This is a genomic window from Nissabacter sp. SGAir0207, from assembly GCF_005491205.1.
Lineage (GTDB): Bacteria > Pseudomonadota > Gammaproteobacteria > Enterobacterales > Enterobacteriaceae > Chimaeribacter.
In genome coordinates, this window is the sequence record NZ_CP028035.1 from 2,263,003 (window position 1) to 2,281,312 (window position 18,310).

At 60.3% G+C, this 18,310-nt stretch carries 18 protein-coding genes and 1 riboswitch; of the genes, 12 read left to right on the forward strand and 6 right to left on the reverse strand.

Annotated elements, in window-relative coordinates:
* Positions 1-17 precede the first annotated feature (17 nt).
* Positions 18-1,196 (forward strand): formate-dependent phosphoribosylglycinamide formyltransferase, encoded by a 1,179-nt coding sequence (gene purT, locus C1N62_RS09880; RefSeq protein WP_137763472.1) that lies wholly within the window; start codon positions 18-20, stop codon positions 1,194-1,196.
* Positions 1,197-1,242: 46 nt separating this feature from the next.
* Here purT and C1N62_RS09885 read toward each other — a convergent pair whose 3' ends face one another.
* Complete coding sequence (locus C1N62_RS09885; RefSeq protein WP_137763473.1) at positions 1,243-1,467, reverse strand: YoaH family protein; 225 nt, start codon at positions 1,465-1,467, stop codon at positions 1,243-1,245.
* 147 nt (positions 1,468-1,614) lie between these two features.
* On the opposite strand from C1N62_RS09885, the gene pabB reads away from it, so the two are divergent.
* The 4 genes from pabB (at position 1,615) to C1N62_RS09905 (ending at position 7,130) form a co-directional block, all read left to right on the forward strand.
* The gene (gene pabB / locus C1N62_RS09890; protein WP_137763474.1) at positions 1,615-3,003 is read left to right on the forward strand and encodes an aminodeoxychorismate synthase component 1; all 1,389 of its coding nucleotides are present in this window, start codon (positions 1,615-1,617) and stop codon (positions 3,001-3,003) included.
* Positions 3,000-3,611, forward strand: coding sequence for a CoA pyrophosphatase (locus tag C1N62_RS09895; protein ID WP_137763475.1), 612 nt, complete (start codon positions 3,000-3,002; stop codon positions 3,609-3,611). The genes pabB and C1N62_RS09895 overlap by 4 nt, the downstream gene beginning before the upstream one ends.
* A gap of 334 nt (positions 3,612-3,945) precedes the next feature.
* Positions 3,946-5,310, forward strand: coding sequence for an L-serine ammonia-lyase (sdaA, locus tag C1N62_RS09900; protein ID WP_137763476.1), 1,365 nt, complete (start codon positions 3,946-3,948; stop codon positions 5,308-5,310).
* A 257-nt stretch (positions 5,311-5,567) separates the two neighbouring features.
* Positions 5,568-7,130, forward strand: coding sequence for a cyclic diguanylate phosphodiesterase (locus C1N62_RS09905; RefSeq protein ID WP_137763477.1), 1,563 nt, complete (start codon positions 5,568-5,570; stop codon positions 7,128-7,130).
* Between the two features lie 29 nt (positions 7,131-7,159).
* On the opposite strand, the gene C1N62_RS09910 is transcribed toward C1N62_RS09905, so the two are convergent.
* Positions 7,160-8,713: a TerC family protein gene (locus C1N62_RS09910; protein WP_137763478.1), complete on the reverse strand. Its 1,554-nt coding sequence runs from the start codon at positions 8,711-8,713 to the stop codon at positions 7,160-7,162.
* 563 nt (positions 8,714-9,276) lie between these two features.
* Here C1N62_RS09910 and manX point away from each other — a divergent pair.
* The 5 genes from manX to mntP all read left to right on the forward strand — a co-directional run bounded on the left by manX (position 9,277) and on the right by mntP (position 13,478).
* Positions 9,277-10,257, forward strand: a complete 981-nt coding sequence (manX, locus tag C1N62_RS09915) for a PTS mannose transporter subunit IIAB (RefSeq protein ID WP_137763479.1) — start codon at positions 9,277-9,279, stop codon at positions 10,255-10,257.
* Positions 10,258-10,311: 54 nt separating this feature from the next.
* Positions 10,312-11,112, forward strand: a complete 801-nt coding sequence (locus C1N62_RS09920; RefSeq protein WP_137763480.1) for a PTS mannose/fructose/sorbose transporter subunit IIC — start codon at positions 10,312-10,314, stop codon at positions 11,110-11,112.
* A 13-nt stretch (positions 11,113-11,125) separates the two neighbouring features.
* A complete protein-coding gene (locus C1N62_RS09925) occupies positions 11,126-11,989 on the forward strand; it encodes a PTS mannose transporter subunit IID (RefSeq protein WP_137763481.1) in 864 nt (287 codons plus the stop codon).
* A gap of 45 nt (positions 11,990-12,034) precedes the next feature.
* Positions 12,035-12,502, forward strand: coding sequence for a DUF986 family protein (locus C1N62_RS09930; protein ID WP_137763482.1), 468 nt, complete (start codon positions 12,035-12,037; stop codon positions 12,500-12,502).
* A gap of 214 nt (positions 12,503-12,716) precedes the next feature.
* A riboswitch (yybP-ykoY riboswitch) is annotated at positions 12,717-12,896 on the forward strand.
* 12 nt (positions 12,897-12,908) lie between these two features.
* A complete protein-coding gene (mntP, locus tag C1N62_RS09935; protein WP_137763483.1) occupies positions 12,909-13,478 on the forward strand; it encodes a manganese efflux pump MntP in 570 nt (189 codons plus the stop codon).
* On the opposite strand, the gene rlmA is transcribed toward mntP, so the two are convergent.
* A complete protein-coding gene (gene rlmA / locus C1N62_RS09940; RefSeq protein ID WP_137763484.1) occupies positions 13,479-14,300 on the reverse strand; it encodes a 23S rRNA (guanine(745)-N(1))-methyltransferase in 822 nt (273 codons plus the stop codon).
* Between the two features lie 146 nt (positions 14,301-14,446).
* On the opposite strand from rlmA, the gene C1N62_RS09945 reads away from it, so the two are divergent.
* Complete coding sequence (locus C1N62_RS09945) at positions 14,447-15,163, forward strand: polyphenol oxidase family protein (RefSeq protein ID WP_137763485.1); 717 nt, start codon at positions 14,447-14,449, stop codon at positions 15,161-15,163.
* Positions 15,164-15,215: 52 nt separating this feature from the next.
* Here C1N62_RS09945 and cspE read toward each other — a convergent pair whose 3' ends face one another.
* From cspE to C1N62_RS09960, 3 genes are all read right to left on the reverse strand, one after another.
* A complete protein-coding gene (cspE, locus tag C1N62_RS09950; protein ID WP_002221949.1) occupies positions 15,216-15,425 on the reverse strand; it encodes a transcription antiterminator/RNA stability regulator CspE in 210 nt (69 codons plus the stop codon).
* A gap of 41 nt (positions 15,426-15,466) precedes the next feature.
* Positions 15,467-15,583: a DUF2627 domain-containing protein gene (locus tag C1N62_RS09955; RefSeq protein WP_072925258.1), complete on the reverse strand. Its 117-nt coding sequence runs from the start codon at positions 15,581-15,583 to the stop codon at positions 15,467-15,469.
* Between the two features lie 1,258 nt (positions 15,584-16,841).
* Positions 16,842-17,846, reverse strand: a complete 1,005-nt coding sequence (locus tag C1N62_RS09960) for an MBL fold metallo-hydrolase (protein ID WP_137763486.1) — start codon at positions 17,844-17,846, stop codon at positions 16,842-16,844.
* Between the two features lie 189 nt (positions 17,847-18,035).
* On the opposite strand from C1N62_RS09960, the gene C1N62_RS09965 reads away from it, so the two are divergent.
* Entirely contained in the window at positions 18,036-18,305 is a 270-nt protein-coding gene (locus tag C1N62_RS09965; RefSeq protein ID WP_137763487.1) for a hypothetical protein, read from the forward strand.
* Positions 18,306-18,310: the final 5 nt, after the last annotated feature.

Genomic DNA, 18,310 nt, shown 5'->3' on the forward strand with positions numbered 1-18,310 from the left:
AAACAGATAGGTAAGCTATGTTGATCCTTGGAACTGCCCTGCGCCCCTCCGCGACCCGTGTCATGCTGTTAGGCTCGGGTGAATTAGGTAAAGAAGTGGCCATTGAGTGCCAGCGTCTTGGCCTGGAAGTCATCGCCGTTGACCGCTATGCCGATGCCCCGGCCATGCACGTCGCCCACCGCAGCCACGTGATCAATATGCTGGATGGCGACGCGCTGCGCGCCGTGATTGAGCGCGAGCGTCCTGACTTTATCGTGCCGGAGATTGAGGCCATCGCCACCAGTATGCTGGTGACGCTGGAGCAGGAGGGCCACCACGTGGTGCCGAGCGCCGAGGCCACCCGCCTGACCATGAACCGCGAGGGCATCCGTCGTCTGGCGGCGGAGACCCTGGGCCTGCCTACTTCCAGCTACCGCTTTGCCGACAGCGAAAGCGCTTTCCGCCAGGCCGTGGAGGAGATTGGCCTGCCCTGCATCATCAAGCCGGTGATGAGCTCCTCTGGCAAGGGCCAGAGCCTGATCCGCACCGCAGACCAGATGCAGGCCGCCTGGGAGTATGCCCAACAGGGCGGGCGCGCTGGCGGCGGGCGGGTGATTGTCGAGGGGCTGGTGCGTTTTGATTTCGAAATCACCCTGCTGACCATCAGCGCGGTGGATGGCATCCACTTCTGTGCGCCGATCGGCCACCGTCAGGAAGAGGGTGACTACCGTGAGTCCTGGCAGCCGCAGCAGATGAGTGAACTGGCGCTGCAACGCGCGCAGGCCATTGCTGAGCAGGTGGTCAAGGCGCTGGGCGGTCGCGGCCTGTTTGGCGTCGAGCTGTTTGTGTGTGGCGATGAGGTGATCTTCAGTGAAGTGTCGCCGCGCCCGCATGATACCGGCATGGTGACGCTGATTTCACAGGATCTGTCGGAGTTTGCGCTGCATGTGCGCGCCTTCCTTGGTCTGCCGATTGGCGAAGTGCGCCAGTTTGGCCCATCAGCCTCGGCGGTCATCCTGCCGGAGCTGACCAGCGGCGACGTGCGCTTTGCGGGCGTGGAACAGGCGCTGGGCGGCCATAACCAGATCCGCCTGTTTGGCAAGCCCGAGATTGCTGGCAAGCGCCGCCTTGGCGTGGCACTGGCGACCGGCGATACGGTCGAGGCGGCGGTCGAGCGCGCCATTCAGGCCGCGGCTGCCGTCAAGGTGAGCGGCTGATTCAAAACATAACGGGCGCCTCGGCGCCCGTTGTGGCTGGCAGGGGTTAACGGGCGTGCCCGTCCTCCTCTTCCGCCTCGTCATCCTGATCCTGCTCATCCTCTTCGTCAAAACGCACCGCCACCTGTGCGCCACGGTGGGCTTCCCGGATCTCCTGCGCGACCCGCGCGATCGCCTCCCCGCTGCTCATCCCCTGCTCCATGAGCTGGTGAATACGTTCCGCAGCCTGCTGCTGCTCCTGGTGTGTAAGTGCCGGCATACCCGATTGCATGGATCTCTCCTCTGTTAATGTTCCAGTATACGCGCCAGCGGGCCGATGGCCTAGCGGCCTGCTTTCCCCTCTGCCGGGGTTCTGTGGTAGGCTGGCTGCCTCTTTTTTTGCCGCCCCGGCGGCAGGCCGCTGAGATTGCTTGAGATCATGTGCACGACCACCACCCTCGACTATACCCCTGATGCGCTGCTGACGCGTTTTGCCCCCCTCTCCTCCCTGCCGTGGGCGATGCTGCTGCACTCCGGGCAGGCGGATCACCTGCATAACCGCTTCGATATTCTGGTGGCAGACCCCTGCGCCACGCTGGTGACGCAGGGGGCCTCCACCGTGATCGAGGATGCGACCGGCACGCGCGTGAGTGATGCCGATCCCTTCACGCTGGTCAGGGAAGCGATGGCCGCGCTGGGCGTGACGCCGTCCGCCGATGCGAACCTGCCGTTTCAGGGTGGGGCGCTGGGGCTGTTTGGCTACGATCTCGGCAGGCGGGTGGAGGCACTGCCGACGCAGGCCGAGGCCGATCTGCACGCGCCGGACATGGCGGTCGGTATCTATGACTGGGCGCTGATCGCGGATCACCATCGCCAGCGCCTGACGCTGGTGTGCCAGGGCGATCGGGATGCCCGCCTCGCCTGGCTGGCGCGCCACGCCACCCTGCCCGCACCAGCGGCGGATTTTCGCCTGACCGGCGAGTGGCAGGCCAACCTGAGCCGCGAGGGCTATGGCGAGCGTTTCCGCCGGGTACAGGCCTATTTGCGCAGCGGCGACTGTTACCAGATCAACCTGACCCAGCGCTTCTCTGCTCCCTACCAAGGCAGTGAGTGGCAGGCTTTCACCCGCCTTAACGCCAGCAACCGCGCGCCCTTCTCCGCCTTCCTGCGCCTGCCGCAACAGGCGGTGCTGAGCGTCTCGCCGGAGCGCTTCCTGTGGTTGGAGCAACAGCAGATCCAGACCCGTCCCATCAAGGGCACGTTGCCACGGCTGGCTGACCCGGAAGCGGATGCCCGTCAGGCGGCGCGGCTGGCTGCCTCGGAGAAAGACCGGGCAGAGAATTTGATGATTGTTGACCTGCTGCGCAATGACATCGGCCGCGTCGCCGAGCCGGGCAGCGTGCGGGTGCCGGAGTTGTTCGTGGTGGAGCCGTTCCCGGCGGTACACCATCTGGTGAGCACCATTACCGCCCGGTTGCCGGACGATCGCCATGCCACTGACCTGCTGCGCGCCTGCTTCCCCGGCGGCTCCATCACCGGCGCGCCCAAAGTGCGAGCGATGGAGATCATTGAGGAGCTGGAGCCGCAGCGCCGTAACGCCTATTGCGGCAGCATCGGCTACCTGAGCCTGTGCGGCGCGATGGACACCAATATCACCATCCGCACGCTGCTGGCCGAGCAGGGGCGGCTATACTGCTGGGCTGGCGGCGGTATCGTCGCCGACAGCGACGAGCAGGCGGAGTACCAGGAGACTTTTGACAAGGTGGCGCGCATCCTGCCGCAGCTGCGCGACCACGCCCGGCAACCGGAGAGGGAAACGGCTGAATGAGTGCTGACTATACGCTGGATGAGTTCATTACCCGCTTTATGCTGCAACAGCCCGCTCCGGCGCGGCCGCCGCGCGCGGTGCGTCAGGCGGCGGTGCTGCTGCCGGTGGTCTGCCGCCCGGCACCGACGCTGCTGCTGACCCGCCGGGCCGATACGCTGCGCAAACATGCCGGGCAGGTCGCCTTTCCCGGCGGCTCGGCTGACCCCGACGATCGCTCGCTGATCTTCACCGCGCTGCGCGAGGCGCACGAGGAGGTGGGCATCCCGCCTGAGGCGGTGCAGGTGCTGGGGCAGCTGGGGCCGGTCGAAAGCTCCACCGGCTTTCAGGTTACGCCGGTGGTGGGGCTGGTGTCGCCGGATATCGTGCTGCAACCCAATGCTGATGAGGTGGCAGAGGTGTTTGAGATGCCGTTGCAGGAGGCGCTACGGCTGTCGCGCTACACGCCGCTGGACATCGAGCGGCGCGGCATTCGCCACCGCATCTATTTAAGCTGGTATCAGCAGCAGTTTGTCTGGGGCATGACCGCTGGCATCATCCGTGAACTGTCGCAGCATGTCGCCCGTCCAGAGGATGGATATAGCATGAACAGCTCCCCACTCGCGTCCTGAGCATCACGTCATCCTCTGCCATCGCCTTTTTGTGCGCAATCTTGCTGATTACGCACAGAGGAAGGCGATCCCTGTCACCGTATTTATGGTAATCTTCTGTATATTAGCCTCCTGACCTAATTTGCTACTGTAAAAATCCCTGTTTTTTGTATGAGAAACTGCTCCATGCCTGTGTCGCGGTGTTTTGTGATCTTTTTTTCACCACCCGGCCGTTGAGCACGGATGCGTTTATTTCATGCGAAAAGGGGTTTGGGTGCAGGGCGGCAACACTACAATAAGCATGATGGCTGCTTTTTATACAGCCACCCGTTTTTCCCCGTGAAGGAGTTTGAGTGTGATCAGCGTTTTCGACATGTTTAAGATCGGCATTGGCCCGTCGAGTTCCCATACTGTTGGGCCTATGAAAGCGGGCAAACAGTTCACTGATGATCTGGTCAGCCGCGATCTTTTGCCTGCCGTAACCCGTATCGCCGTTGAGGTTTACGGGTCGCTCTCCCTGACCGGCAAGGGCCACCATACTGACATCGCCATTATCCTCGGGCTGGCTGGCAACCTGCCGGACAGCGTGGACATTGACGGCATCCCGGCATTCATCCGCGACGTGACCGAGCGCCAGCGGCTGCTGCTGGCCAATGGCCGCCATGAGGTAGAATTCCCGCGTGAGGGCGGCATGATTTTCCGTCAGGACAACCTGCCGCTGCATGAGAATGGGATGCAGATCCACGCCTACGCGGGCGAGGAGTGTATCTACAGCAAGACCTACTACTCCATCGGCGGCGGCTTCATCGTCGATGAGGAGCACTTCGGTCAGGCGGACACCCATGAGATCGCCATGCCCTACCCCTTCAACCACGCCAGCGACCTGCTGGCGCATTGCAGCCAGACCGGGCTGTCGCTCTCCGGGCTGGTGATGCAGAACGAGATCGCGCTGCATGGCAAGGCGGAGATTGAGCGCTACTTCGGCCAGATCTGGCAGACCATGCGCGCCTGCATCGACCGTGGCCTGAACACCGAGGGCGTGCTGCCCGGCCCGCTGCGGGTGCCACGCCGCGCCTCCGCGCTGCGCCGGATGCTGGTGGCCTCGGACAAGCTCTCCAGCGATCCGATGAACGTCATTGACTGGGTGAACATGTTCGCGCTGGCGGTCAATGAGGAGAACGCCGCCGGTGGCCGCGTCGTGACCGCGCCAACCAACGGTGCCTGCGGCATCGTGCCAGCGGTGCTGGCCTACTATGACCACTTCATTGAGCCGGTGTCGCCTGAGATCTATGTCCGCTACTTTATGGCGTCCGGGGCCATTGGCGCGCTCTACAAGATGAATGCCTCCATCTCCGGCGCGGAGGTGGGTTGTCAGGGTGAGGTGGGCGTCGCCTGCTCAATGGCCGCTGCCGGTCTGGCGGAGCTGCTGGGTGGTAGCCCGGAGCAGGTGTGTGTCGCTGCTGAGATTGGCATGGAGCACAATCTGGGGCTGACCTGTGACCCGGTCGGCGGTCAGGTGCAGGTGCCGTGCATTGAGCGTAACGCCATCGCTTCGGTGAAGGCGATCAACGCCGCGCGTATGGCGCTGCGCCGCACCAGCGCACCGCGCGTCTCCCTCGACAAGGTGATCGAAACCATGTACGAGACCGGCAAGGACATGAACGCCAAATACCGCGAAACCTCGCGCGGCGGCCTCGCCATCAAGGTCCAGTGTGACTGATTGATCCCCGGCGGCCCCCCCGCCGGGTTTTGCCGGCCACCCCACGCGGTGGCCGCTTCTCTCCCCCTTTCCCTGATGCATCTATCAATATTATTGATATTTTTCCTGCCTGCGCGCGCGGGAATCCTATAATTTTGTGCACGGGATGCCGGCCAGTGCGGCGGCCTTCACGCCCTCCTGCTCCCTTTCCCAGCCGGGCGTTCGGGGTTGCCCGCCTGTTCACGGCCAGCCAGACCATAAGAATAAGGGATTGCCCTATGCTGACGCCTGTTGACGCCATCGCCAAATACCGTTTCTACCGCTGGAGTCTGGCGGCCGCCATTGGCCTGCTGACCCTGCTGTTGGTGCTGGCACTGCGTTTTTATGAAGAGAGCCGCCGCATCGCCCATAGCCAGCAGGGGCTGGTGGCGCGCACGGTACAGCAGCTGGATATGTTGATTGCGCCGGTGGATCGGGTGCCGCTTGGCTTTGATGCCTTCTATGGCATGACCTGCCCGCAGATCCAGCCCAAATTGATGCAGCAGGCGGCAGCGCTGCAAACCCTGCGCTCAATTGTGCTGGTGCGGGATGGCCGGTTGGTCTGCTCCAGCCTGCGCGGCACGCTCAACCAGCCCTTTACCGCCATCCTGCCGGTTCTGCCGCCCAAAAATCGGCAGCTGGTGCTGATCCATGCCGACGATCCGGCCCTGCATGAGCCGCTGATGCTGCTGTGGAAATCCTTCGGCCCGCGGGATGACAGCGGGCAGATCTACATCTTCAATATCCGGTTGCTGGCCGGTTTCCTGCTGGAGCCGCAGCCGCCCTACGCCGATCGGCTGGTGCTGAATGTCTCGGGAAATAGTCTGGAGTACCACAAGGCCACGCTGACCTCCCCACAGGAGCTGCATGAGACGCCGCAGTTCACCTGGCACTCCGCGCACTACCCCTTCTCCATTTCACTCTATGCGCTCTCCGCGCACCGGCTGGCGGCCACCCAACTCTACCAGCATCTGCCGCTGGCGCTGCTGCTCAGCCTGCTGGTGGCGGGCGCGGCCTGGCTGGCAGCCGGGCGGCGCATGACGCTGGCCCATCCGCTGGGCTATGCTCTGGCCCATCAGGAGTTCGCTGTCTTCTGCCAGCCGATTGTCGATTGCCACAGCGAGCGCTGCGTCGGCATTGAGACGCTGCTGCGTTGGGACAGCCCGCGCTATGGCGCGGTGCCGCCGAATGTCTTTATCCCGCTGGCGGAGGAGCACGGCCTGATTGTGCCCCTCACCCGCTACCTGATGGAGCAGGTGGCGCAACAGATTGCCCTCTTCCCGGCCAGCGCGGATTTTTATATCAGCGTCAATGTCGATTCGCGCCATTTTGAGCGCCAGCAAATCGTGCGCGACATTGAGCAGGTATGGCTCCCCTGCCAGCCGCAGCCAACGCTGATGGTGGAGCTGACCGAGCGCAGCACGCTGGCGGAGATTGACCCCGGCCTGATCGCGCGGCTCAAGGCGCTGGGGGTGCTGCTGGCGATTGATGATTTTGGCACCGGCCACAACGCCTTGAGTACCCTGAAGGCGCTCAATCCGGATGCGCTGAAGATCGATCAGGGCTTCACCGCCGCCATCGGCACTGACGCGGTCAACGCCACCGTGACGGACATGATCATCACCCTGGCGCAGCGGCTGAAGCTGAAACTGGTGGTGGAGGGGGTGGAGACGGCGGAGCAGATCGCCTACCTGCGCGAACGGCAGGTGGAGGCGGTGCAGGGTTACTACTATGCGCGGCCCATGCTGCTCACCGCCTTCCCGGCGTGGCTGGCGGCCTTTGACGCCGCCCACGGCCGATAAAAAAACAGCGGCCGATTGGCCGCTGTGCGTTACTCTTGCTCGGCGTCTGCCTCCGGCAGCCGTTCGACGTAGATGAGATCGATGCGGTAGTCTGACACTTCGCGGATCTCAAAGCGGAAGTTGTGCAGCTCCAGCACGTCGCCCGCCTGCGGCATCTGGCCAATATGCGACAGCAGCAGGCCAGCCAGCGAGGCATAGTCCTCGGAGGGGCTGACCAGCTCGGAGCAGTTCAGCGCCTGCTCCAGCGAGTGCACATCCGCCCCGCCCTTCACCAGCCAGCCTTTGCCTTCCGGTACGATGTCCGGCGTCTCATCTTCGTCCGGGAATTCACCCGCGATCGCTTCCAGTACGTCCAGCGGCGTCACCAGCCCCTGTACCACACCGAATTCGTTGCTGACCACCACCAGCCGCCCCTTGGCGCGGCGCAGCACGGCCAACAGGTTAATGACGTCCATGGTCTCCGGCACGATGATCGGCGGGGTCTGGGCGGCAAAGGCGACGATATCCTCGCCCTGCTCCAGCGCCACCAGCAGATCCTTGGCGCGCACCACGCCCACCACCTCATCCAGCGAGCCACGGCAGACCGGGAACAGGCTGTGCGGCGTATCCAGCAACTGCCCACGGATCTCCTCCGGCTGGCGATCGGCATCGACCCAGGAGATGTCAGTACGCGGCGTCATTACGCTGCGCAGTGAGCGGGAGGCCAGCGTCAGGACGCCACTGATCATATAGCGCTCCTCTTCGGCAAAGGCCTCCACCACCGGCGCGTCGTTTGGCTGCGCTGGCTCGGCAGCGTCACTTTGGCGGCGGCCGCCCATCAGGCGCATGATCGCCTCGGCGGTGCGCTCACGGCGCGGGCGGCGCGACTCATGCTTGAGGAAGTTGCGGCGCGCAATCTGGTTGAACAGCTCAATCAGGATGGAGAAGCCGATGGCCGCGTAGAGGTAGCCTTTCGGAATGTGGAAGCCGAAGCCCTCTGCCACCAGACTCAGGCCAATCATCAGCAGGAAGCTCAGGCAGAGCACCACCACCGTCGGGTGGGCATTGACGAAGCGCGTCAGCGACTTTGAGGCCACCAGCATTACGCCCATCGCGATCACCACCGCGGTCATCATCACCGCCAGATTGTCCACCATCCCGACGGCGGTGATCACCGCATCCAGCGAGAAGACGGCGTCCAGCACCACAATTTGCAGCACCACCAGCCAGAAGCTGGCATAGCCGCGGTTGTTGTCGCCATTGCCATGCTGCCCCTCCAGCCGCTCATGCAGTTCGGTGGTGGCCTTGAACAGCAGGAACACGCCACCAAACAGCAGGATCAGGTCGCGCCCAGAGAAGCTCAGGCTACCGATGGCGAAGAGCGGCGTGGTCAGACGCACCAGCCAGGAGATCAGTGACAGCAGGCCCAGACGCATCACCAGCGCCAGCGACAGGCCAATCAGCCGCGCCTTGTCACGCTGCTTTGGCGGCAACTTGTCCGCCAGGATGGCAATGAACACCAGGTTGTCGATGCCGAGCACAATCTCCAGCACCACCAGCGTCAGTAAACCGGCCCAGATTGAGGGATCCAGCAAAAATTCCATGTCAGACTCCAGAAAGTGAACGGGTTAACGGGCGGAAACCCGCCAGATCATGCGCCGCCGGACGCAGGGGCGCCCACGGGTGGTCATGGCAGGAGGAGGCGTTGAACAGTGGGGTGAAGCGGAAGATCGTGCGCGTTTGGCAGGCCGGCAGCAGGCGATCGATAAACAGAGAGCGACGTCGGTGACAGTCCATAAAGTGGGTTAAACCCTGTACTCCTCGTGATAATAAGAACCGGCACTGTATCAGCATTTTTATTTACCAGCCATATCCCCTGCTTACAATTTGAATCACCTGGTCATGAACGTGACACTTTTTACACTGCTTTACGTTGGATTGACGCATCAACAAATAACGGAGCGGCATCACATAAAATATTTTTTTACTGACTAAAATAAATGGGGTTGCTAACGCCTGTTGTTCATCCAACTGAAAATATTAGGGTATTTATTATTTCTTCGCCTTTTCGCCAGGGTGGAGCGGGCGTTGTTTTATCCAACAAAAGCCAGCCGGACGGCAGCCTAAAAAAGGGATGCCGCCGGAATAGACCCACAGGAGGTAGCGAGTGAGCATTGCTATTATCATCGGCACGCACGGGCAGGCGGCCGAGCAATTGCTGAAAACCGCGGAGATGGTATTGGGGGCGCAGAGCAATGTGGCCTTTATCGATTTCGTCCCCGGCGAGAATGCAGAAACCTTGATCGACAAATACCAAGCGATCGTCCAGACCCTGGATACCCAGGAGGGCGTGCTGTTTTTGGTGGATGTCTGGGGCGGCAGCCCGTTCAATGCCGCCAGCCGGGTCGCGCACAGCGAAGAGCATTATGAAGTGGTCACCGGGGTGAATGTCCCGATGCTGGCCGAAACCTTTATGGCACGTGACGACAACCCAACGCTGGAGGCGTTGACGCGGGTGGCGCTGGAGAGCGGCCGGCAGGGGGTCAAGGCGCTCAAGACCCTGGAACTGGAGCCAGAGGTCAGCGCGCCCGCCGCGGAGGCGACAGCGCCACCGCCCGCGGCCCCAGCCAGCACGCCACCCGCTGGCCCCGGCGGCCATATGCAGATTGGGCTGGCGCGCATTGATGACCGCCTGATCCACGGCCAGGTGGCGACCCGCTGGACCAAGGAGACGCGGGTGTCACGCATTATCGTGATCAGCGATGAGGTGGCGGCCGACACCATGCGCAGTACCCTGCTGAAGCAGGTCGCCCCGCCGGGCGTCACCGCCCATGTGGTCGACGTCGCCAAGGCGGTGCGCGTCTACAACAACCCGAAATATGCCAACGATCGCGTGATGCTGCTGTTCACCAACCCCACGGATGTGCTGCGGGTGGTGCGCGAGGGCGTGGCCATCAACTCCGTCAACATCGGCGGCATGGCCTATAAAATCGGCAAGAAGCAGTTGACCAATGCCGTCTCCGTCGATGATCAGGACGTCAGCGCCTTTAGGGAGCTGAACGAGCGTGGCATCGAGCTGGAGGTGCGCAAGGTCGCCAGTGACAGCCGGCTCAAAATGATGGATTTGATCAACAAGGCCAGCGCCTGACGCGCGGCGACGCAACCCCACCCAACCGGGCCACTGGCCTGAAGGAGAGAGTGTATGGAGATCTCCACCCTACAAATCGTTTTAATCTTTATCGTCGCCTGCGTCGCTGGCATGGGATCGGTGCTGGATGAGTTCCAGGTTCACCGCCCGCTGGTGGCCTGTACCCTGATTGGCATGGTGCTGGGCGACATGAAAACCGGCATCCTGATTGGCGGCACGCTGGAGATGATTGCCCTTGGCTGGATGAACATCGGCGCCGCGGTGGCACCTGATGCCGCGCTGGCGTCGATCATCTCGACCATTCTGGTGATCGCCGGCGGGCAGTCGATTGGTGCTGGCATCGCGCTGGCCATTCCGCTGGCCGCCGCCGGACAGGTGCTGACCATCATTGTGCGTACCCTGACGGTGGCCTTCCAGCACGCCGCCGACAAGGCTGCCGAACGCGGCAGTTTGACCGGCATCACCTGGCTGCACATCTCGGCGCTGATCTTGCAGGCCATGCGCATCGCCATCCCGGCGGCGATTGTTGCCGTGTCGGTGGGCACCGCCGTGGTCAATGACCTGCTCAGCTCCATCCCGGAGGTGGTTACCAACGGCCTGAACATCGCCGGTGGCATGATCGTGGTGGTCGGCTACGCGATGGTGATCAACATGATGCGCGCTGGCTACCTGATGCCCTTCTTCTATTTGGGCTTCGTCACCGCCGCTTTCACCAACTTCAACCTGGTGGCGCTCGGGGTGATCGGCATCGTGATGGCGATCCTCTATATCCAGCTCAGCCCGAAATATAACCGCCCGGCCGGTACCCAAGCTGCCGCGCCTGCCAATAACGATCTCGATAACGAACTTGATTAACAGGGGCAATCCGATGAGTGAGCACCAAAACCCACAAACCACGACGCCCGACCAGAAGAAACTGACCTCCGGCGACGTACGCGACGTGTTCCTGCGCTCTAACCTGTTCCAGGGTTCCTGGAACTTTGAGCGGATGCAGGCGCTGGGCTTCTGCTTCTCCATGGTGCCGGTGATCCGTCGCCTCTACCCGGAGAACTCCGAGGAGCGCAAACAGGCGATTAAACGCCACCTGGAATTTTTCAACACCCACCCCTACGTGGCCGCGCCGGTGCTGGGCGTCACCATGGCGATGGAGGAGCAGCGTGCCAACGGTGCGCCCATCGACGACGGCGCCATCAACGGCCTGAAGGTGGGCCTGATGGGGCCGCTGGCTGGCGTCGGCGACCCGATCTTCTGGGGCACCGTGCGGCCTGTGTTTGCGGCGCTGGGCGCCGGGCTGGCGATGACCGGCAGCCTGCTCGGGCCAGTGCTGTTCTTTGTGCTGTTCAACCTGCTGCGGCTGGTGACGCGCTACTACGGTGTCGCCTATGGCTATCGCAAGGGGGTAAACATCGTCAATGACATGGGCGGCGGCTTCCTGCAAAAGATGACCGAGGGGGCATCAATCCTCGGCCTGTTTGTGATGGGGGCGCTGGTCAACAAGTGGACGCACGTCAACATTCCACTGGAGGTGTCGCGCATCACCGACCAGGCCGGCAACACCACGGTCACCACGGTACAGACCATCCTCGACCAGCTGATGCCGGGACTGGTGCCGCTGCTGCTCACCTTCGGCTGCATGTGGCTGCTGCGGCATAAGGTCAATGCGCTGTGGATTATCATTGGCTTCTTCGTGATTGGCATCCTCGGCTACGCCGTTGGCCTGTTTGGTTTGTAATCCCCCTGCCGGGAGCCTGGCTCCCGGCCTCTCTGAGGAGCGCCCATGACCCTGACGAACGGCCTGCTGCTGTTGGGTATCACCCTGTTGCTGGCCTATGCCCTGTGCCTGGAGTGGTGGCTGCCGCGCCGCCGGGGTAACACCTTGTTGCAGGTTAACTTATTGCGAAAGAACCGGCTGGATAGCGTGATCTTTATCGTGCTGCTCGGTATCGTGATTTACCGCCATTTTTCCGGCCAGGGTGATCCCCTTACCCTCTATTTACTGACCTTCCTGTTAATTGCCACGCTCTATATTTCTTTTGTCCGTCGGCCCAAATTACTGTTTAAACCGCAGGGGTTTTACTACGCCAACTGGTTCATTTCCTATACGCGCATTCGTCATCTTCATTTATCTGAGCAGGGAGTGTTATTCATCCAACTTGAAAAGCGTGCGCTGCCAATTCACGTACAACATATAAGCGATCTCGAGAACATAAAAAACATTCTATATAAAGATCAAAAGGTTACTTAAAAACAAAAATATAGCCAAGGCTATATTCCAATTATAGCTTTGGCTATATCTGCTTTTATTTTCAACACTTCCCCCGTTTTTCCTGCATGCAGGCTAATCATTATTTTATTTTCTATTCCCGCCCGAAGTTGGTGGTTATTTAACCACGGTATATGCGGGGACGTTTACCCATATAGATTTAGTGTTGTCTGGGGCAGAAATAATATGCTAATGTTGCGCCGTCATTGGGGAGTAGCCGGTTTCTGAACACTCTATTTCAGAAACGCCCGTATCAACATACTCGTTTTTTTCTAAAACGTGGTGCGGGCAGCCAGGTAAGGTTGGCGAGACCATAGGCATGTAACTCCGTCAATAGGTTCGGGGGTGGGTTACGTGCGTATGAAGGCACCCGGCCGAGGCTTTTTCCATGAATCTTTCCGCAACGCTCATCCTTGCTTTTGGCATGTCTATGGACGCTTTCGCCGCGTCAATTGGCAAGGGCGCCACTTTGCATCGTCCGCGTTTCCGCGAAGCATTCCGCACTGGGCTGATCTTTGGTGCCATTGAAGCCATCACCCCGCTGATTGGCTGGGGCCTGGGGCTGATGGCCAGCCGCTACATTATGGAGTGGGATCACTGGGTGGCCTTTGGCCTACTGTTTATCCTCGGTGCCCGTATGGTGATGGAGGGGCTGAAAACCCCGGATATCGCCGAACCCTGCAAAGATTGCCACAGTTTCTGGGTACTGGCCGCCACCGCCGTTGCCACCAGCCTCGACGCCCTGGCGATTGGCGTCGGTCTGGCCTTCCTGCAAGTCAATATCATCCATACCGCGCTGGCGATTGGCATGGCCACCATGGTGATGGCGACGCTCGGTATGTTGATTGGCCGTTTTATCGGCCCGATGCTCGGCAAACGGGCAGAGATCATTGGCGGGCTGGTGCTGATTGGCATCGGCAGCAACATCCTGTTGCAGCACCTCGGCCTGCTGGCCTGATCAGGCGTCCGGTTGCCGCTGGTGCAGCCGGATGACGAAATCCGTTTCACACGTCAGGCCGCTGCTTCCCAACGCCTGACGGGTCTCCTCACTGGCGCGCCAGGCAAAGGGCGTCATCTGCAACAGTTGTAACGCCTCCGGCCCCGTCAGCGTCAGGGTATATCCCAGCGACTGCTGATCGACACGCGTAAACCCTTCCAACTGCTCATCCTGCTCCACATGCAACTGTACCTGTGCGTAGATGGCCGCCTTCAGCTGCAACAGGTGACGTGGCCCCGGTGCGACCGTCAGCACATAGCCGCCCGGCTTGACGGTACGCGCCAGCTCCGCCGCATTGCACGGGGCATAGATGCGCACCACGGCGTCCAGCACACTCTCCTCAAACGGCAAACGCTGGCTGGAGGCCACGCAGAAGTTGACCTGCCGGTAACGTTTGGCGGCATGGCGCACCGCCACCTTGGCAACGTCCAGCCCATACAGCGTGAGGGTGCGCCGCGCGCCCAAGCGGCCTGCCAGCGCCGCGGTGTAGTAGCCCTCGCCACAGCCGATGTCCAGCACCGCCTGAGCTTCGGCTGGCAGTGCCTGATCGAGCAGATCACACACCCGTTGTTGCAGCGGCTGATAGTGGCCCGCGTCGAGGAAGTCGCGGCGCGCCTGCATCATCTCCGCACTGTCGCCGGGTTGCTTTGAGCGTTTATGCTGCACCGGCAGCAGGTTGACATACCCCTCTTTGGCGCGGTCAAACTGGTGGTTATTTTCACAACGCCATTGTTGATGGTTCTGCCGCAGCGGCAGGTGACAGAGGGGACACTGATAAGCCATGAGAGATTCCGTAAGCGCGGCATGTTGCCGCCAGTCAATAAGGCGGCCAGTCTAATCAACCACGCCGGCCCGTGCAACCGATGGGGCTAGCCAAGGCAGTGGCTGGCTGGCTACACTGCCCTTTTCCCCTGCTGCCCGGATGGCCTATGGAATCGTTCTCTCCCCTGCTTGATGCAATCCCTACCCTGCGCCACGGCTTCGGCCACAAGCGCGCCCTGATGCCGGAGGTACTGCAACCCTGGCGCGCCACCGCCCCCGAGAAAAAGCAGGTGCATGGCACCCGCATTGTCGAGGTGAGCCAGCCACAGCAGCCGTGCGGTGAGGCGGACGGGCTGTTTACCCGCCAGCCGGGCATCCTGCTCACGGTATTGACCGCTGACTGCCTGCCGGTGCTGTTCAGCCGTCGCGACGGCACGGCGATTGGGGTGGCGCACGCCGGCTGGCGCGGGCTGGTCGAAGGGGTTCTGGAGCAGATGGCGGCGCACATTGCGCAAGACGATCACCCGTCACAGTGGGTGGCGGCGATTGGCCCGGCGGCCCATGCCTGCTGTTATGAAGTGAGTGAGGAGCTGGTGGAGACGTTCCGCCAACGCTTGCCGACGCTGCCGGCAGAGTGGATGACGCCACGGCCACGCCACCTTGACCTGCCGGGCATCGCCGCCGCCAAGCTGCGGGCGCTGGGCTTTGCAGCGGTGGATAATCTGGCGCCCTGCACCATCTGCCAGCGCAGCGCGCAGCCAGAGGGGCCGCACTTCGCCTTTACCAGCTACCGCCGCAATAGCCACCGGCGCGCGGCCGATCCGGCTCACCCTGGCATCAAGGGCCGTAACCAGCACTCAGGGCTGGTGATCCTGCCGCCATAACGCGCCCACAAAAAAACCCGCACTTGGCGGGTTTTTTTACAGCTGACGCTGCTTAGATTGCAGTTACGTTAACTGCAGACGGGCCTTTCTGGCCGTCTTGGATTTCGAACTCAACGTTCTGGCCTTCAGCCAGGGTCTTGAAGCCGTTACCCTGGATAGCAGAGAAGTGTACGAACACGTCTTTGCTGCCGTCAGCCGGGGTGATGAAACCGAAACCTTTAGACTCGTTGAACCACTTAACTTGACCTTTGATCTTTGCCATCTTGAGTATTTCCTTTGGATTGTTTAAACCGCCCGTGGGCGTTACATAGACAAACTAGAGTCGTTACTGCTTGAGGCACTAAGATAAAAATCGGCAGAGAAGCGGTATTCAACGTGAACGTCTTTACTCAGAACTTCTTTACTGAAAATGCCACACATATACAGAACTGTACCTCGTTTTACCCAGATGCGTTATCACATACATTGATATTAATGGCAAGCCATTTTTAATCAGCGATGGATATGTCGCACATATTTGAGACGGTTAAACGCGTTGACCATGCCCTTAAGCGAAAATAAGTTGATAGCCACGCTATTTTCTGCTCTGTATTTGACGCCTTCCGCCGGGGTGGGTGATTCCCTTCCCATACGGCTAAGCAATAACAACCCTGCACTGATTATTGATCATTTATCTGCCAACCGTAAGCAGAAAACATCCAAAAATGATAATTATTATGGAAATTGATAGACTTAGAATGGTTTAGCTGCGCCAATTGGGCACTTTTGAGCAAAAATTATTTGACCGAGGGGCTGGGGCAGCCTACCTAAAAGGTTGAAATATTAAGCAATTGACTCAATTGGTTACCTGGTTCCCCCGGCCAGCCCATTCTGTTCTCAGCCATCCTCACCGATCACGCAGTGGCAAAGCGCCATTTTCGCTACAGCCTGCGCCAGTGCTGGCAGCGCTTCACTGATGCCGCCCTTACCCTAACTCTATGACAGCTTGATGAAAAGTGGTTTTTTTTGCCCAAAGGGGCCTGTCTACGGCTGTGGGCGGGGTTATGCGCCGTCATGGCCCTTCAGACTCCCTAAATTGGTGCAGCCTGCTACCACGGCATTTTCAGATTTTTACCTACCGCTGCTGGACGTCTCTTTACCTGTCAAAAATGAGCCAGACAAATAGCGTTGATAGAAAAACCCTATTATCTCTGTCTGAATTGCGTTGCTTAAATGAATATCGCATAACAACAGCCATTATTTTCATAAGGGGAAAATAGTAGGAAAATATTTATAGGGGTAAATTTAGGCTTATTATTTTTCCTGCTCCATCACTGAGCTTTTATTAATAAAAGAGGTGCCGGAAAATAGCCATTCATTAAAAAATTTTTTGTATGATGATTGTTTATCAGGCTGTGATCACTTTTTTGCCACGAGTTGTCGGCCGCCCTACTCACTCCCCCTCAGATGACCCCGAGGGCGTCACAGCACTGGTCAGCCAGCTGATATCCCTACAATTAACGGGACTTTCGATCGGTTGCGCGGTTACCTTAAGCCAAATGGGTATAGTTCTCATTAAAGTCAGTGACTTCAACAAATCGATAACATTTCACCAATAATTATCAGCCACATTTAATTTATCTTACGCCGGGCTTCCGGCGTAAATTGCCGATCAATACCCGTTAGCCCGCGCCAGTGGTCAGCTCTCTGGCCCGGTTAAATTAATCCGGCCACCGATTTTCAGCGCACTGAACGCCTGCTCGGATATATTCTCCGCCAGAATGGCTTCGCGCAAAATTTCCGGTGGTTCGTCAAGGGATTCATCCGCTAATTCAAATACGCCCCAGTGAATGGGGATGGCGCGGCGGCAATTGAGTTGCCGAAACAATGCCGCCGACTGTTGCGGGTCCATATGCTGTGGCCCCATGAACCAACGTGGTGCATAGGCCCCGATTGGCAACGCAGCCAGATCAAAGGGGCCAAAGCGCTCACCTATCTGTTGCAACAGGGGTGTATAGCCGCTGTCGCCAGAGAAGTAGAGGCGTTGGCGGGCGGTATTGATGACCCATCCACACCAGAGCGAGCGGTTGCGATCCCACAGGGTGCGCATACTCCAGTGCTGCGCCGGCACGCAGTGGAAGGTCAGCCCCTGCTGTGGCGTTTCGTCCCACCAGTCCAGCTCCTTCACCTGGCGTACACCCTGCCGCTGGAGCCAACGTTTCATCCCTAAGGGCACGAGAAAGCTCACATCAGGGAAACATTTAAGCAACTTTTTGACCGTTCGCTTGTCAAGATGATCATAGTGATTGTGCGAGAGAAGCACCGTGTCGATGGGCGGCAGTTGCTCAACGGTGACCACCGGCGGCGTCTTGCGCCTTGGCCCATAGAATGAGAGGGGCGAGGCGCGCTCAGACAGCGCCGGGTCGGTGAGGATATAACGGCCATCCAGCCGGAACAGCAGGCAGGCATGGCCCAGCCACCAGGCGGCGTCCTCGCTGCCGCTGAAGTCGGGGGATTGCCACCAGTCGGCAATGAAGTGGGCATACCCCTTTTTCGGCGGCTTGGGTAGCCCCTGCCGTTTGCGCTCCTCCTGCCACCGCTTGAAGTCACCCTCGGCCCGTGTCTGGGCCTGCTGGGGATTGCGAAAGCCTTCAGGGGTGTGGTGGGGCTTGTCAGCCTGATAGTAGGGGTTTTTATATCGCATGGTGCGCTCCTCTGCCCTTTCCCTCGGTGCGGGGCGCTGCACCGGGGAGTGAAGTCCTAAGCTGATCCGGGTGTGCGATCAAGGCACCCACCGGTCAGTCGCCTATGATCAATGGCCCGGTACGCCCTGTGGCGGCTGGTGCCTCACCGGGCCAAGGCCCGTTACCCAACTATGCAGTCAGGAGTGGTTATGAAGCAACAAGAGAGTACCCCCCACCCCGCGGCCAAACGGCGCCCCTCGCCGCTGGCGCGGCTGGGCCGGGCGGCACGCCAGGGCTGGCAGCGAAGCACCCTGCCCGCCAGCGGCCTGAAACTGGTGAAGTGGACGGCCAATGGTCTGGTGATGCTGCTGGTGATGCTGAGCGTGGTGGTGATTGACATCACCGCGACTCTGGCACGCGCGCTCTGCCGGCTGTTTGGCGAACGTGAGATACGCAATGCGGGCCACCACGCGCGCTGAGCGCC